The 14607-nt window shown below is 61.3% G+C and carries 16 protein-coding genes; 7 read left to right on the top strand and 9 right to left on the bottom strand.

All coding sequences use genetic code 11. The features are described 5' to 3' along the window. Positions 1 to 5 precede the first annotated feature (5 nt). Complete coding sequence (locus HKD21_RS04655) at positions 6 to 569, bottom strand: Smr/MutS family protein (RefSeq protein ID WP_322782903.1); 564 nt, start codon at positions 567 to 569, stop codon at positions 6 to 8. Positions 570 to 725: 156 nt separating this feature from the next. Here HKD21_RS04655 and HKD21_RS04650 point away from each other — a divergent pair, with 156 nt between their 5' ends. Together HKD21_RS04650 and HKD21_RS04645 are read left to right on the top strand one after the other, a co-directional pair. Further along, on the top strand, positions 726 to 935 hold the full coding sequence (locus HKD21_RS04650) for a hypothetical protein (protein ID WP_194254418.1): 210 nt from the start codon (positions 726 to 728) through the stop codon (positions 933 to 935). A gap of 96 nt (positions 936 to 1031) precedes the next feature. Further along, a complete protein-coding gene (locus tag HKD21_RS04645) occupies positions 1032 to 2225 on the top strand; it encodes a lipase family protein (protein WP_194254417.1) in 1194 nt (397 codons plus the stop codon). 79 nt (positions 2226 to 2304) lie between these two features. Here HKD21_RS04645 and HKD21_RS04640 read toward each other — a convergent pair whose 3' ends face one another. The 4 genes from HKD21_RS04640 to HKD21_RS04625 all read right to left on the bottom strand — a co-directional run bounded on the left by HKD21_RS04640 (position 2305) and on the right by HKD21_RS04625 (position 6668). After that, a complete protein-coding gene (locus HKD21_RS04640) occupies positions 2305 to 3792 on the bottom strand; it encodes a cytochrome-c peroxidase (RefSeq protein ID WP_228120929.1) in 1488 nt (495 codons plus the stop codon). 81 nt (positions 3793 to 3873) lie between these two features. Further along, positions 3874 to 4692, bottom strand: coding sequence for a DNA-methyltransferase (locus HKD21_RS04635; RefSeq protein WP_194254415.1), 819 nt, complete (start codon positions 4690 to 4692; stop codon positions 3874 to 3876). Continuing rightward, on the bottom strand, positions 4689 to 5831 hold the full coding sequence (mltA, locus tag HKD21_RS04630; protein ID WP_194254414.1) for a murein transglycosylase A: 1143 nt from the start codon (positions 5829 to 5831) through the stop codon (positions 4689 to 4691). Before mltA ends, HKD21_RS04635 begins: the two co-directional genes overlap by 4 nt. 42 nt (positions 5832 to 5873) lie before the next feature. Then, complete coding sequence (locus tag HKD21_RS04625) at positions 5874 to 6668, bottom strand: Tim44/TimA family putative adaptor protein (protein ID WP_194254413.1); 795 nt, start codon at positions 6666 to 6668, stop codon at positions 5874 to 5876. Between the two features lie 207 nt (positions 6669 to 6875). Between HKD21_RS04625 and secB the strand changes: the two genes are divergently transcribed. After that, positions 6876 to 7397 carry a protein-export chaperone SecB gene (gene secB, locus HKD21_RS04620; protein WP_062033330.1) on the top strand — a complete coding sequence of 174 codons (522 nt, stop codon included), beginning with the start codon at positions 6876 to 6878 and terminating at the stop codon, positions 7395 to 7397. Here secB and HKD21_RS04615 read toward each other — a convergent pair whose 3' ends face one another. Both HKD21_RS04615 and hemC read right to left on the bottom strand, forming a co-directional pair. Beyond that, a complete protein-coding gene (locus HKD21_RS04615) occupies positions 7398 to 8045 on the bottom strand; it encodes a uroporphyrinogen-III synthase (protein ID WP_322782902.1) in 648 nt (215 codons plus the stop codon). Positions 8046 to 8071: 26 nt separating this feature from the next. Then, a complete protein-coding gene (gene hemC, locus HKD21_RS04610; protein ID WP_194254489.1) occupies positions 8072 to 9121 on the bottom strand; it encodes a hydroxymethylbilane synthase in 1050 nt (349 codons plus the stop codon). 66 nt (positions 9122 to 9187) lie between these two features. On the opposite strand from hemC, the gene tsaD reads away from it, so the two are divergent. From tsaD to HKD21_RS04595, 3 genes are read left to right on the top strand one after another with little or no spacing between them, the layout of a single operon-like run. After that, positions 9188 to 10285, top strand: coding sequence for a tRNA (adenosine(37)-N6)-threonylcarbamoyltransferase complex transferase subunit TsaD (tsaD, locus tag HKD21_RS04605; protein WP_194254412.1), 1098 nt, complete (start codon positions 9188 to 9190; stop codon positions 10283 to 10285). Then, entirely contained in the window at positions 10282 to 11121 is an 840-nt protein-coding gene (locus HKD21_RS04600; protein WP_194254411.1) for a 23S rRNA (adenine(2030)-N(6))-methyltransferase RlmJ, read from the top strand. Before tsaD ends, HKD21_RS04600 begins: the two co-directional genes overlap by 4 nt. Positions 11122 to 11123: 2 nt before the next feature. Continuing rightward, positions 11124 to 12098 carry an NAD(P)H-dependent glycerol-3-phosphate dehydrogenase gene (locus HKD21_RS04595; protein WP_194254410.1) on the top strand — a complete coding sequence of 325 codons (975 nt, stop codon included), beginning with the start codon at positions 11124 to 11126 and terminating at the stop codon, positions 12096 to 12098. A gap of 9 nt (positions 12099 to 12107) precedes the next feature. Here HKD21_RS04595 and sodC read toward each other — a convergent pair whose 3' ends face one another. Beyond that, entirely contained in the window at positions 12108 to 12632 is a 525-nt protein-coding gene (gene sodC, locus HKD21_RS04590; protein ID WP_194254409.1) for a superoxide dismutase[Cu-Zn], read from the bottom strand. 97 nt (positions 12633 to 12729) lie between these two features. After that, positions 12730 to 13935, bottom strand: coding sequence for a NupC/NupG family nucleoside CNT transporter (locus HKD21_RS04585; protein ID WP_194254408.1), 1206 nt, complete (start codon positions 13933 to 13935; stop codon positions 12730 to 12732). 147 nt (positions 13936 to 14082) lie between these two features. Here HKD21_RS04585 and HKD21_RS04580 point away from each other — a divergent pair, with 147 nt between their 5' ends. Beyond that, positions 14083 to 14577 (top strand): glutathione peroxidase, encoded by a 495-nt coding sequence (locus tag HKD21_RS04580; RefSeq protein WP_194254407.1) that lies wholly within the window; start codon positions 14083 to 14085, stop codon positions 14575 to 14577. Positions 14578 to 14607: the final 30 nt, after the last annotated feature.

Raw genomic sequence — 14607 nt, 5'->3', positions numbered from 1 at the left:
CAAATTCAGCGCCGACGTGTTTTCAGCAGAATACGGACTGATCCGTGATTGGCCGCATGAGGATGCACGACAGCCAGAACCATTGAGCGCAGATCCCCCCGCTGGAGCCACATCGGAAGCTCGCGACGAATGAGCCCGCTGGTCTGCCCGCTTCCAAGCCCCGTCACAACCTCCACACAGCGCCAGTTCCGCACCCGCGCGCGCTGCATGAAATCATACAGCCGCTCAAACGCCTCCTGCACGACATAACCATGCAGATCGAGCCGCGCATCCACCTTCATCTGCCCGCGTGACAGACGTTTCCAGCTAGTATCATCCAGCCCCGGCGCCCGGACACCCACTGAAAGCTCCGCAGGACGCGGTTTCGGCTGCTCAGACTGCACAGGCAGGAAAGAGCGTCCCGTCACGACGGGTATGGAGCGCGCTACCTCTGGTATGGGGGCAGAAGGTTTGACCTTGGGCACAGGCACCATACGACGCGGGGAGCGCGGAGACCGTAACGGCTTGATATCGCGGACAACCATCCGCCACAGCGTCGCTTCCTCCTCCCTCAGATCCCGCTTCGCCACACTGCCCTCACTTCCTGTCCGGCCGCCCTTGTCCATCCGGAAATTCAGGCCCCGAGCATGTAACGGCTTCCGGTACCATTGAACAATGTTCTTTCGGGACTTTCCGCCTACGGATGCGTTTACATCTCAGGTTACATTTTCCGAAAGAACAGGACCATGAGCCATCTGACACAGGAAGAGCGCGATAACCTTCCCGACAGCGCCTTCGCCCTGCCTGAAAAGCGCGCCTACCCGATCGACACCCGCGCCCGTGCCAGCAACGCCAAGGCCCGCGCCACACAGGAATACGAACGCGGTCTGCTCACGACGGAAGAGCACGCCCGGATCGATAAGGCCGCCGACCGTCGGCTGGCGCAGGACGATTGATCGTCAAAGCCATTTTAAATTCACTTGACGTTGAGGGCCATGCCGTCAGTCTCGCTTGCATCGCCAGACCGGCCCAAGACCGACCTAGGATCTTCTATGCCCCTGCCTTTCCTGCGCAAATTCGCCCCTCTACTCGCAAGCACCGCCCTTTGTTTCAGCGGGCTCGCCAGCGCGGCCCATGCCGCCCCCTCCTCCGGCGTCCAGAAACCCGGAACCATCACAGCCTTGGCACCCTTGGCCGCAGCACTCAGCCTTCCGGACGCCGGGCGCGCTTTGCGCATCACCTATCTTTCAACGAACGGTCTTACCGGGAAGGGTCTCGTTCCCGTCACGGCGGAAATCATCCTTCCCCCCGACCCCGCACCAAAAGGCGGCTGGCCGATCGTCGCCTGGGCGCATGGTACTGTTGGCGTTGACGATAGCTGCGCGCCCTCCCTCAACCCCTATAACGATCGCAACAGCACCTATCTTTCGACATGGATGAAGCGCGGTTTCGCCGTGGTCGCAACGGACTATCAGGGCCTCGGCGGACCCGGCACGCACGCCTATCTGGACACCCGCGTCGAAGCCTATAGCGTCCTCGACAGCATCCGTGCCGCACTGGCCAACGTGCCGGACCTGCAAAACAAAATCATGATCGTCGGCCAGTCTCAGGGCGGAGGTGCTGCCGTCGCCACGGCAGCTTATGCCCCCACCTACGCCCCCGAACTGGACATCCGCGGCACCGTGGCCACCGGTGCCCCTTACGTCACGCCCGAACTTCTCGGGGAGCTGCTCAAGAATGCCGCTCAGCCCGACGCAGGCTACAGCCCGCTCGTCGATTACGTTCTCTACCTTGCCACCGGACTGGCAGGACACGGCCCGCATTTCCGCCCCGAAGAAGCCTTCACCCCCAAAGCGCTGCCTCTCTACCGCAAAGCCGCGCATGAATGCCTGACATCTCTGTCTCAGCAGACACAAGCTGCTGGCCTGACATTGCACAACATGCTCCAGCCGACCTTCCTCAAGGCCATCAGCCCGGCACTAAAGGGTATGGAATTCCCAACCCTCAAGCTGGCGCAGCCCCTTTTCACCGGGACGGGCACAGAAGACCGTGACGTCCCGCCTGCGCTTCAGCTCGGGCTGGTTAAAGCCGCCTGCGCCGCCGGATCGCTTGTTCAGGCGCATCTCTACAAGGGTCTGAATCACAGTGAGACGGTCAACGACTCTCTGGCGGACTCCGCAATCTTCACCAACGAAGTCATGACCGGTCAGCCCGTTCCGCCGCAGTGCAACCCCGTTCCGCAATAAGCCCTTACAGACACAGCCCACAAAAAAACGGCCCCGGATGATCCGGGGCCGTTGTTCATTCCTGCATTTTCCGCAGACTTCAGTTCGAAGCGGGGGCAGCTGCCGGAGCCTGTAAAGGCTGATCGGCTGGCACATCCTTCAACGGAATACCTTCGTACTTGCCCGTCAGCGTCTTGAGGAACGCCACGATATCCGTGACATCCTGATCGGCAATATCCCGATCCGGCGTCTCGTAACGCGCCATTTCCCGCACGACCTGCTCCAGCGTGGTGGCCGAACCATCATGCAGCCACGGCCCCGTCAGCTCGACATTACGCAGGTTTGGAACCTTGAACCGCGCCCGATCGCCTTCCGTATGCGTCACAGACAGACGCCCCTCATCCGCAGCCGTCAGCTTCGTGTGGCGGTTCTCGAAATACGGACCTTCCAGTCCCAGAATCTCGTAAGCGTCGCCACCAACAGCAATACCGCTATGGCAACCCGAACAACCGATTTCCTTGAAGCGCTCATAGCCGCGCTTTTCCTGCGCCGTAATCGCCTTCGCATCGCCCTTCAGATACAGATCGAAACGGCTATCCGGCGTGATCAACGTCTTTTCATATTCCGCAATCGCGCCCGTGATCGTGTCCTTGTCGATCTGATCGGAACCGAAAGCTGCCTCAAACTGCCCGGCATAGCCCGGTGTGCTCCGAACATGCTCGGCCACCGTCGCCCAGTCATGCGATCCCATTTCGATCGGGTTCATGACCGGCCCTGCTGCCTGCTCCGCCAGATCCTTCGCACGCCCGTTCCAGAACTGGGACATGCTGAACACGGAATTATAGACGCTGGGCACATTGATCGGCCCCTTCTGGCCCCCAATACCCGTCGCGGTCGTCAGGTTGTCCACGCCGCCCTTGTCCAGACCATGACAGCTTGCGCAGTTGAGCGTTCCGTCACCCGACAGGCCCTTGTCGAAGAACAGCGCCCGACCAAGCTCAGCCTTCTTCCAGTCCACGCCCACATTCTCGGGAATTGGCTGGATCGGCTCGCCACGGAACTGCGCTGCCACGCCCCGCGTCGCATAATAACGCTCGCGCTGTTCACGCACCCAGTTCAGGATGTCCACGCGCTGCTTCTCGTTCAGATGGGCATGCGGATGCATCAGCAGATAAGCCGCAGGCGGCATACGGTTCTGGGTGATGACTTCCTCGATGCGCGAAAGCTGCTCGACCGAAGGCGGCTTGCCCTGCTGCAACGCGGCCAGAACAGGCGCATATTCGAAATGACGCTGTCCCTGCACCAGATCGCGCTTCATGATCTGGTTGGCCAGCGGCAAGCTGAAATAGAACGGCAGGTTCGCATTCTGCGTATGGCAGTAATCGCAGCGCACTTCGCGCAGGGCCGCAAATGCCGCCATGGCCGTCGGGTCCTGACGCGTCGGGCTGCTGGCAGGAAGCTGCGGTGCTCCAGCATGATCGAAATGCTCGAGATATGTGACAGTCCCGCCCCAGGCGACAACGCCCAGCGCTACCAGACCGGCAATTCCCTTTGTAATCGTGCTGGAACGCACCACTTTTCTCCTCATGATCACGGTGCCGTGATAATGTCGAAAAGTGACACGCAAAGTCAAAGTGATTGAACCTGTCAGAAAAACAGGTGTCGTCGATTAATCTTCGTCCTCATGATCGATCGCAGCCCGCACCCTCTTGCGCGCCACGTTCACATAGGACGTGTCGGTATCAATTCCGATCCCCACGCACCCCATCCGCTCCGCCGCAACCAGCGTCGTCCCGGACCCCATGAACGGATCGAGCAGCACGCCGCCCGGTCGCAGTCCGTGCAGCCGGATACACGCTTCGGGAAGCGCCACCGGGAATGTCCCCGGATGACTGAACTTCTCCTTGCGGCTGCGCACCGTCTCGTAGGGAATAAACCACGTATCACCCCGGCACCGCCGGTCCGTGATGTGCTGACGGCGCACGATATTGCTCTTGTCCGTAAACGGCACACCCGCATCAAGTCTCTGAACCGGCACGGTCCCCGTCTTGGTCAGATGGAACACATGCTCATGGTTGCGGTTAACGAAGCGCGCAGAATTCAGCGGCTTAAAATGCCCGTACGTAATCTCGCCGACCGAAATCGACTTGATCCAGGTGATGTGATTCTGAAGCACGAACAGCTTGCGCAACCGTGTCATCAACTCGAACGGCAACCAGGGCTGGGACGACGACCCCGCAATATTCAGGAAAAACGATCCGTCATCTTTCATCACACGACACAGACTGGTGCAGACTTCTTCCAGCCAGTCCAGATACGCGTTTTCGGGCAGGCGGTCCTGATATGTCCGGTAGGACACACCCAGATTATAGGGCGGCGATGTCACCACCACATCCACGCTCTGCGCTGGCATCCGCTTGAGAACCGTCGTGCAGTCTCCCCGGATCAGCGTATGAACACCGAGTTTTTCCCGGCGACTGCGGATCATTGCGCGGCAGGTTCTGCAGGCGGTCGCGGCAGGAACAGCACCATCCAGCCATGCGCATGAAGGTTACCGGCGATGGACTGCGCACTCGCGCCCCAACCGGTGAACAGATCAGCCCGGCCAGCGCCCTTGATATCGGTCCCGATATCCTGCGCGAACACCAGATGATCCCATGTGACGAGCTGCCCCGCACCATAGGGCAGCTTCGTCTCAACCCAGAGCGGCATCGCAAACGGTACCAGAGACCGGTCAACCGCTACGGAACGCCCGGCCGTCAGCGGCATCCCGAACGCCCCCCTTGGTCCCTGCGCCAGATTGCCGTCGTCACGACGGAAAAAGACATAGTTCGGATTACGCTCCAGCACAGACATCATCTGGTCCGGATGCGTCTCCAGCCAGTTCCGGATGCTGTCCATGCTGACACCATCCGCAGGCAGTTCGCCCTGCTGCACAAGCACACGCCCCAGCGGCACATAGGCCTGCCCGTTGCGCCCGTCATAGCTCACACGCACCTGGCCGCCATCGGGAAGGATCAGTCGCCCCGAGCCTTGGATCTGTAAAAATGACAGATCGATCGGGTTTTTCAGCCAGGCAATTTCGAGCCCCTGCCCTTCCAGCGCACCGCCATCAATCGCGGCCCGATCGTAATAAGGCGCGAACTGTCCGTTCACCCATCGACCGCTCACCATCTGGCCATTGGTCGCCTTCGCCCGGACAAGATCATGCGGACGGCCATAGACCGGCGTCTGATACTCACCGCCGCGTGTCAGGGACGCAGGAATCTGTGGCTCGAAGTAACCGGTATAGAACGCCTCAGTGCCAGTCTCGTAAGGCTGGAACCATGTTTCCAGATATGTTCTTGCGTCCGTTGCCGTCGCCAGCGCCGTGCAGGCATTGCTCCAATCGGCAGCATGGCGCCCGTAACTGATGGCGTCGCTTCCGCCGAGAAGCGTTTCAGGCGGCAACTGCGTCAACCGATGGCACTCCTCCCGAAGCAGCGGCATCAGCGATGCAAAATCCTCCTGCCCCCATCCGGCCAGCGAATCATATCCTACGGGAGAAAGCGAAAGCGACGACGGCGCCTCCTGCGGCGTACAGCCGCACAGCACGCCGAGCGTCATCAGAGTCAGCAGTTTTTTCATCGGACAGACAGAAAACTCGAACAAAAAAATCTCGAAAAACGATCAGGCCGGGCAGGACGCCGCAAGGCGCCATTGTACATCGGATTGTCCAGCCACACGCTCGAACAGCCACAGATCATGGAATTCGGTAACGGCTTCGGTCCCGAGCACTGGCTCACCCTGACAATCGGTCAGGATATTCACCTGTCGCGACACGATCCGCACCTCGATTCGGCCTGTGCGCTGCCCGTCGTCCGCAGACACCAGCATCGCGTCCAGAATGGAGAGGCTCTCAACGCCGCGAAGATCGCTCCGCTGCGTTTCACCAGCCTGCGTCCGCACGTCGATCGCAGCCGAAAAGCTCTCCAGAGCAGCAGGCGTCAGCAGTTTTTCCAGCGCAGCACGATCTCCGACAGCGAAAGCCGGAACAACCTGCCGGAATGTGTCCTCGGCATCTTTCAGGAAGCCTGAAGGCGAAAACCCGGGGAAAGTCGTTCCAATTTCAGCCAGAACGCCACCGACACGGGTCACGGGTGCGGGAATTTCATACTCCACATCCGGCACGGTAACAGCGAACGCACCATTATCGCCCTTGCCCGAAGCCTGTCCCGGCAGCGGCGGTGGCGTACCGGGGCGTGCGGCATCAGGAGCAGAGCCCTTCTGCGGTCCGAAGCCGAACCGGCCACCGCCCGGACGTTCCTGGCGCACACCCTGCATCCCGACGCGACGGCCGAGCACACGGTACAACCTCACACCCAGCACTACGGCGAGCACGAACAGGACCACGAGGTCCCAGGGGAAAGAATGGCCCGCATGTGCCATGAGGCCCGCGGGAAGGTGAATGTCGTCAGAAGACATGAAGCTCTGTTTCTCACTGTCCGGACTTTGCAGCGCCCGGTTAAAGATCTGTTGCCCTACAGATAGGGTGCAATCTCTCTGATCTCAACCATCTGTCGGCCAGAACCGTGTCTTGGCGCGCAGCAGACATCATGCTACCGCCGAGGGATCGCAATCGTTTCAATCGATGTCCGCCATGGGGTTCGCCCCTGCGGAACCGGAGACCGCATGTCAGAGAACACTGCCGACAACACCGTGATGGGTCAGGAAAACGTGCCGGCAATGCCGCTCGCCATCAACCTGCAATACACGAAGGACCTCTCCTTCGAAGTTCCGGCTGGCGCGTCCATTTTCGCAACGCTGCGCTCTGCCCCGCAGATTTCCGTCAACATCGACGTTCAGGCCAACCGTCTGGAAGAAGACCAGGCCGTCTATGAAGTCGCTCTGGCCGTCCGCGCCGAAGCCGCTGAACCGCCCGCACAGGAAGGCGGACAGGCCGGTCGTACGGTGTTCATCGCCGAACTGACCTATGCTGCCGTCGTGACGCTGACCAACCCGCCGCAGGAACTGGTCGAGCCGATCCTGCTGGTTGAAGTGCCGCGCCTGATCTTCCCGTATGTCCGCGCCATCGTCAGCGATGTCACGCGTGACGGTGGTTTCCCGCCCGTCGTGCTTCAGCCGATCGACTTCGTGGCCCTGTGGCAGGCCAAGCGCGCCCAGCAGTTCCCGGAACCCGCCGGCGAAGCCTGATCAGATTACTGGTCCGAGCTGCTTTAGCGGATCGGGCCACGTCACCGCGCGCCATTCCTTAGGGTTCAGGCGCGCGGCTATGGCCTCTGACAAACAGAGCGCCCGTACGGCAGACAGCGCCGTTACGTCTTCGGCTCCAAGCGCTTCCTGAAACGCTTCCGCCGTTTTCCCGGAATACAGCAGAACAGCTTCGACTCGCTGCTCCCGCAGGGCCGCAGCCGCTTCATTCGGCAAGGTCACACGCTTGCAGGCCGAATAAACCTCCGCCCGCTGCACATCCAGATCCCTTGCCAGATCCAAACCGTAGCCTTCGCCGCTGGCCAGAAGCACATGCGCGCCCGTAATGCCCCGCGTCCGGCAGAATAGGGCCAAAGCCCGGGCATCTCCGTCTGCCGCTTCAACGTGGCTGAATCCGGCCTGACGCGCCCGCGTCGCCGTCTGGGCACCCACGGCAACGAGCAGCCGATCCCTCGGCCAGTCCCGCAGCGCAGGCAGCGCATTCGCGCTTGTCACCAGAGCGGCTCGGAAGTTTTCAGGAGCTACCGGCGCCAGTGGCGTGATGTCCAGCATCGGGCATGCCATCGCCTGCCAGCCCAGCGCCCTGACTTCCGCCATGGTAGCGGACAGTCCGGGCTCCGGCCGGGTCACCAGAACCACGCGGTCCGATAGAAGCGTCAGGGACGCCTCATGTCTTCAAAAATGTTGGACGGTGTATCGCGGCGCAGTTCGTCCGCGAGCTCCGTCCCCATCCGGGCGGCTTCAAGCGGTGCGCCTTCGATGTGACGCTGCAACAGGAACGTCCCGTCCTCGCTTGCAATCATGCCCGTCAGCTTCAGCACGCCCTTCTCGATCCGGGCATAGCCTCCGATCGGCGTCCGGCAGGAGCCATCAAGCTCCGCCAGAAGTGCGCGTTCGGCTGTCGAAACCGCCCGGGCCTCCGGGTCTTCGATTGCAGATAGTAGTTCACGCAGTTCCAGATCGCTCTCACGAACCGTCACGCCAACGATCCCCTGACCCGAGGCCGGCAGCATCTGATGCGGCTCGAACACCACATCTACACGGTCTTCCATGCCCAGACGACGCAGACCTGCCAGTGCCAGAAGCGTCGCATCGCACGCTCCGGCCCGCAACTTGTCCAGTCGCGTCTGCACGTTGCCGCGCAACAGGCCAAACCGCAGATCCGGACGGACATGCAGCATCTGTGCCTGACGCCGCACGGACGCACATCCGATCAACGCGCCTTCGGGCAGACAGTCATACGGACGTTCCGGATCGATCTTTACGGTCCGGTCCCGCAGGATCAGCGCATCGCGCGCGTCCTCACGCTTGAGTGTGCAGGCCAGCACGAGGCCCGGCGGCAGATTGGTTTCCAGATCCTTGAGGCTGTGCACGGCGAAATCAATCCGTCCGGCTGCCAGTGCTTCGTGGATTTCCTTGGCAAACAGACCTTTACCGCCAATTTCAGCCAGCCGCTGGACCTGATTGCGGTCGCCTTCTGTGCTGATCTGGTATTCCTGAAACGCACCCATATCGCGCAGGACCGGGCAGAACCGTGTCAGGCGCGTCAGGAAATTGCGCGTCTGGACCAGCGCCAGCGGCGACGCCCGCGACCCGACACGAAGAGGGAGCTTGCGGCCAGTCGGCGGCTCAGCGGCATGGGAACGGCGGACGGCTTCCGCTGCAACTCGCTGGAGCGCATCGGAAGGCAGGACGGGAGCATTCATGAACGGCAGCTTTAGCCCATTCACACAGGACTGTCATGATATGACAGACTCGGCCATAATAAGGGCATGTCAGCCCCCTCCATCCATTCTTCCACATCCGTAGGCCGCCTTCTCGCAATCGAGACGTCCTGCGATGATACGGCCTGCGCCATCCTCGCTTATGACGGCACCATTCTGGCCGAATGCGTGCTGTCCCAGACCGATCACGCCATTCTCGGCGGTGTGGTCCCGGAAATTGCAGCCCGCGCGCATCTGGACGCCCTGCCCGCTCTGGTGGCGGAAGTCCTGAAAAAAGCGTCTCTGACGCTCGCCGACATCGATATTTTCGCCGGCACGACCGGTCCGGGTCTGATTGGTGGCCTGATTGTTGGCAGTTCCTACGCCAAGGGACTGGCCATGGCGTTGAAGCGGCCTTTCATGGCCGTGAACCATATCGAAGCCCATATCCTCACGCCCCGGCTCCCCAGCCTTGGAGCGGCGCTTCACTTTCCCTACCTGACGATGCTTGTCTCGGGCGGCCACTGCCAGTGCGTGTCGGTCGAACAGACGGGCCACTATGTCCGCCTAGGCGGTACGATCGACGATGCCGCCGGTGAAGCCTTCGACAAGGTTGCCAAAATGCTTGGTCTTGGCTGGCCCGGCGGTCCTGCACTGGAAAAACTTGCCACCGAAGGCCGGGACGATGCCTATGCACTTCCCCGTCCGCTCAAGGGCCGCGAAGGCTGCGATTTCTCCTTTTCGGGCCTGAAAACCGCTGTCAATCGCCTGATCGACACGCAGGACCCGACCGGAACGCGCGATGCCCTGCCGCGCCAGTTCGCCGCAGACGTCGCCGCCTCCTTCCAGCGCGCGGTGGCGGATGTGATGGCCGACCGTGCCGAGCATGCCCTCGCCCTCAGCCCGAATGCCACGGCCCTCGTCGTAGCGGGTGGCGTCGCGGCCAACAAAACCCTGCGTCATGCGCTCGAACAGGTCGCCTCCAGTCACGGCATCCCTTTCTTCGCCCCGCCCCTGCGGCTGTGTACGGACAATGCAGTGATGGTCGCATGGGCTGCGCTTGAGCGTCTTCATGCAGGCGAGACGCCTAACGATATCGACACCGCCGCCCGCCCCCGCTGGCCGCTCTCTGAACGCACTCCCGCCATCCCGGAACAATTCTCTTGAACTACCGTCACATCTACCACGCCGGAAACTTCGCCGACTGCATGAAGCATGCTCTGCTTTTGGCGCTCATCAGGGCGCTCAAGCGCAAACCCGCGGGCTTCCTTGTCCTCGATACCCATGCAGGATGCGGCCGGTATGATCTCACGTCCGAAGAAGCTGAAAAAACCGGCGAATGGCGTGCAGGCATCGGCCAGCTTCTGAACAGTCCGGCCGCAGCACCACTTGCGGAATATCTCGACGCCGTCCGCCCCAATGTGCAGGACCGACACCGCTACCCCGGCTCCCCCGCTTTCGCCCGCGCCGAACTGCGCCCGCAAGATCAGCTTATCGCCTGCGAACTGCACCCTGAAGACGTGCGACCCCTTCGACGCCTTTTTCATGCCGACCCGCAGGCCGCCGTTCATCATCGTGACGGTTACGAGGCCCTGCGTGCGCTCCTGCCACCCAAGGACTTCAAGCGCGGTCTCGTTCTTATTGACCCGCCGTTTGAAAAACCAGACGATTTCGCGCGCTGTGCAGAGGCAGTTGCCCTGATCCGCAATCGTTTCCGCGCCGGGATCGTCGCCGTCTGGTACCCGATCAAGCACCGCACACCCGTGCGGGCCTTCTATACGGCGCTTCAGGATGCAGGCATCCGGGATATGCTCGCCTGCGAGTTTCTGCTGCGTCCGCCGGTCGATCCGTCACGTCTGAACGGTTGTGGTCTGCTGGTCGTTAACGCGCCGTTCGGCTTCGAGGACGAAGCGCGCAATATTCTCGAATCTCTTGCTGTCGGCCTGCGTTCTCCTGACGCGGAAGATATCCAGATCACTATCGAACGGCTTGCAGAGGAATAATCATGAGCAGACGTCTGCATATCGCCGTTATTGGCGCCGGAGCCTGGGGAACCGCGCTGGCCTGCGCCATGGCGGCCACTGGCGCGGACGTCACGCTCTGGATGCGAAACCCGGTCCCGCCGGGAACCCGCACCCTGCCGCGTCTGCCTGAAATCCCCCTGCCCGACACCGTCACCATCACAGGCGATTTCCCACACACAGCCGATGTCGTGTTGCTCGTGACCCCGGTGCAGACCGCCCGCGATGTCTCAACGCGGCTTCAGAGTGTGCTCGACCCGGCCGTTCCGGTCGTGACCTGCTGCAAGGGGCTGGAACAGGCCACCGCCCTCCTGCCGCTCGATGTGCTGGCCCAGACCATGCCGAACCGCCCGACAGGCGTTCTTTCCGGTCCGAACTTTGCCATCGAAATCGCCAAGGGACTCCCCGCCGCCGCAACGCTGGCCTGCGCTGACCTTGCTCTTGCACAGACCCTCACGGCGCTTCTCAACACATCCAGTTTTCGTCTTTACGCCAGCGATGACGCCACCGGTGTTCAGCTTGCAGGAGCCGCCAAGAACGTCATTGCCATCGGCGCAGGCATCACGATCGGCGCTGGATTGGGCGAAAACGCCCGCGCGGCTCTGATCACCCGTGCCGTCGCCGAAATCGGCCGCCTTGCCGAAGCCATTGGAGGCCGCGCCAGCACGCTTGCGGGGCTTGCGGGCATGGGGGATCTTATTCTGACCTGCACCGGTCGCGGTTCACGCAATTACAGTGTTGGGCTCGAACTCGGTGAAGGTCGCCCGCTCGCGGATATTCTCGCTTCGCGCACGACAGTTGCGGAAGGCGTTCTGACCGCCCCCGCCATGCTCGCCCTCGCCCGCAAACATAACGTGCGGGTACCGATCATTGAAACCGTCACCCGCCTCCTTAACGAAGGCGTTTCGATCGAGGAAGCGCGCCATCTTCTGCTGGACCGCCCCCCGACCCGGGAATAACGCCGCGCCTCAGTGAAGAACGGCGCAGGCCACTCGATCGCCCGAACCGCCAATCGGCTGGGTCTGGTAATCATCCGGCTTGGCATGCACCACCACAGATGCACCGTCGGCATCCATCAGCGCAGGCAGGGATTTGCCGCCCTTCAGCGAAACCAGCGTGGAATAAAGCTCCACCGTCGCGGTCCCGTCCGGTGCGACATACAGATTCGGCAGATCTCCGGCGTCATTCGCATCCGCTTTCAGCAGACCATGCACCACCGGCGTTGTCGCATGAACATGCGCGCCCGCGCTGGTGAATTTCGGGGCCGCGCAATTGCCCTTTTCATGAAAATGAATGCCGTGCCAGCCCGGCGTCAGCCCCTGCACCTGAAGGCGCAGCAGAACGCCCTTTGGCGCATCCGTCACGGTCACGATCCCATGAGACGCGCCATCCGTTCCTTTCAGTTCTCCCGAAACGCTGTCTGCCGCACAGGCCAGAGAAGGGATGGCTATGGCGGAGGCCAGAAGAAGGGTCAGTAATCCGGAACGACGCATGGGAACTCACAGTCTTTGTAAAGTCAGATGATAACTATTCTCATCTTAGCTTAGGTCAGGCAAATCTTCCGATCAGAGATTCGTGATCCGCCGAAAATCAGACAAAGAGCCCCGCAATAACCGCGCTCATCGCATTGGACAGCGTTCCCGCCACAACAGCCCGCACCGCAAGCGACGCCACATCCGTGCGACGCCGTGGCTCCGCACTTCCGAACGCGCCAATCAGAATGCCGATCGTCGAAATATTCGCAAATCCACAGAGGGCAAAGGACAGGATCGTGATTGTCCGCTGAGACAGCGCATGGGCATGGATCAGCGGAGACAGGTTCACATAGGCCACGAACTCATTGAATGCGATCTTCTGCCCCAACAGCCCCCCCGCCACGACACACTCGCTCCACGGCACGCCAAGCAGCCAGGCAAAAGGCGCAAATACCATGCCCAGAATCCACGACAGCGACAGCCCGACCGCACCGAGAAGCCCATTTGCCAGCGCAATCAGCCCTACGAAGGCAATCAGGACAGACCCCACCGCCACCGCGATCTTTGCACCATTCATCGCGCCATCGGCGATGGCCTCGAACATGCTGTGGTGCCCATGATCCGCGCCTGCAATCTGCGCGTCAGACCGGCGCGGCCCCGGAAACAGAATGCGTGAAAACAGCAACCCGCCCGGAATGGCCATGAAAGACGCCGCCAGCAGGTTCTCCATCGGCACACCCAGGGACGCATATCCCGCCAGCACAGACCCCGCGATGGACGATGTTCCGCTGCACAGAACCGTCGCCAGTTCCCCCTCCGACATTTCTGCAAGACAGGTCTGAAGCGCGATCGGAATTTCGCTCTGTCCCAGAAAGATCGTCAGCACCGCTGCAAACGATTCCAGTCCTGTTGTTCCCAAGATCCGCGAGAGCGCTCCGCCAATCAGCTTCGAGAGGAACTGCAGCACGCCCCAGTGCTGCAAAAGTCCCAGAAGTGCGGCGACATAGACGATCTCCGGCAGCACCTTCAGCGCAAAGACGAAGCCGCCATTGCCGAACAATCCATCCATTTTCGGCCCCACGAGACCACCAAACAGAAACGCACTGCCCACATCCCCGAAAGACAGAATCTTCGTCACAGCATCGGACACGACATGCAGTCCATGCGCGCCTGCCGGAACCCACAGCACCACTGCCGCAATCAGCACCTGCAACAGCAACGCCCGCCCCACCAGCGCCCAGTCGATGGCCCGGCGGTTGGTGGACAGGAGCGCCCCCAGAAACAGAAGCCCGGCCATGCCGAAAAGGACGCGCAGGATCACTCAGGCAAACTCCTTATGAAAAACAGGTAGAACTGAACCTGAAACGACCCGAACCTGTCCATCATGTCACGTTCTGTCCACCCCTCCTCTCTCGCCTGCGAGCGTCCGAGCCGCTAGAATGCCGCCCGACTGATAGGGAAACGCCCCATGACCTGTGCCTATGATTTCAGCCTCCCCGGCCTGTCCGGCGATACGATCGACCTTTCGGCCTATCGCGGACGACCATTGCTGATTGTCAACACAGCCTCCAAATGCGGCTTTACCCCGCAATATGAAGACCTCCAGCATGTCTGGTCCCGCTATGGCCGCGACACGTCCGACGGCCTGATGGTCATCGGCGTTCCGTCCAACGATTTCGGCGAGCAGGAACCCGGCTCTGGGGAAGACATCAAGACCTTCTGTTACCGCAATTACGGCGTCTCTTTTCCCATGACCGCCAAGCAGCATGTCCGTGGCCCAGAAATCACGCCTGTTTTTCAGTGGCTTGATAAGCAGGGCGGTTTCCTCGCCCGACCGCGCTGGAATTTCTACAAATACCTGATCGATCGCGACGGCAATCTCGCCAACTGGTTCACACCACTGGTCAAACCCGCCTCCAACCGGGTCGAAGAAGCCATCCGCAAGGTCATCCTGAGCAACTGACGGCCCGTCCTCACACAGGAAAGATACGGG

Origin of the sequence: Gluconobacter cerevisiae (genome assembly GCF_015244675.1) — a bacterium.
Lineage (GTDB): Bacteria > Pseudomonadota > Alphaproteobacteria > Acetobacterales > Acetobacteraceae > Gluconobacter > Gluconobacter cerevisiae.
The sequence above is the reverse complement of the archived record's forward strand: the minus strand, read 5'-3'. Positions and strand labels throughout refer to the sequence as shown.

Coding starts and splice junctions, on each gene's coding strand:
- HKD21_RS04625 (WP_194254413.1), bottom strand. CDS start 6,668: ATGTCTTCTGACGACATTCACCTTCCCGCGGGCCTCATGGCACATGCG.
- HKD21_RS04645 (WP_194254417.1), top strand. CDS start 1,032: ATGCCCCTGCCTTTCCTGCGCAAATTCGCCCCTCTACTCGCAAGCACC.
- hemC (WP_194254489.1), bottom strand. CDS start 9,121: ATGAATGCTCCCGTCCTGCCTTCCGATGCGCTCCAGCGAGTTGCAGCG.
- tsaD (WP_194254412.1), top strand. CDS start 9,188: ATGTCAGCCCCCTCCATCCATTCTTCCACATCCGTAGGCCGCCTTCTC.
- HKD21_RS04640 (WP_228120929.1), bottom strand. CDS start 3,792: ATGAGGAGAAAAGTGGTGCGTTCCAGCACGATTACAAAGGGAATTGCC.
- sodC (WP_194254409.1), bottom strand. CDS start 12,632: ATGCGTCGTTCCGGATTACTGACCCTTCTTCTGGCCTCCGCCATAGCC.
- HKD21_RS04635 (WP_194254415.1), bottom strand. CDS start 4,692: ATGATCCGCAGTCGCCGGGAAAAACTCGGTGTTCATACGCTGATCCGG.
- secB (WP_062033330.1), top strand. CDS start 6,876: ATGTCAGAGAACACTGCCGACAACACCGTGATGGGTCAGGAAAACGTG.
- mltA (WP_194254414.1), bottom strand. CDS start 5,831: ATGAAAAAACTGCTGACTCTGATGACGCTCGGCGTGCTGTGCGGCTGT.
- HKD21_RS04595 (WP_194254410.1), top strand. CDS start 11,124: ATGAGCAGACGTCTGCATATCGCCGTTATTGGCGCCGGAGCCTGGGGA.
- HKD21_RS04650 (WP_194254418.1), top strand. CDS start 726: ATGAGCCATCTGACACAGGAAGAGCGCGATAACCTTCCCGACAGCGCC.
- HKD21_RS04580 (WP_194254407.1), top strand. CDS start 14,083: ATGACCTGTGCCTATGATTTCAGCCTCCCCGGCCTGTCCGGCGATACG.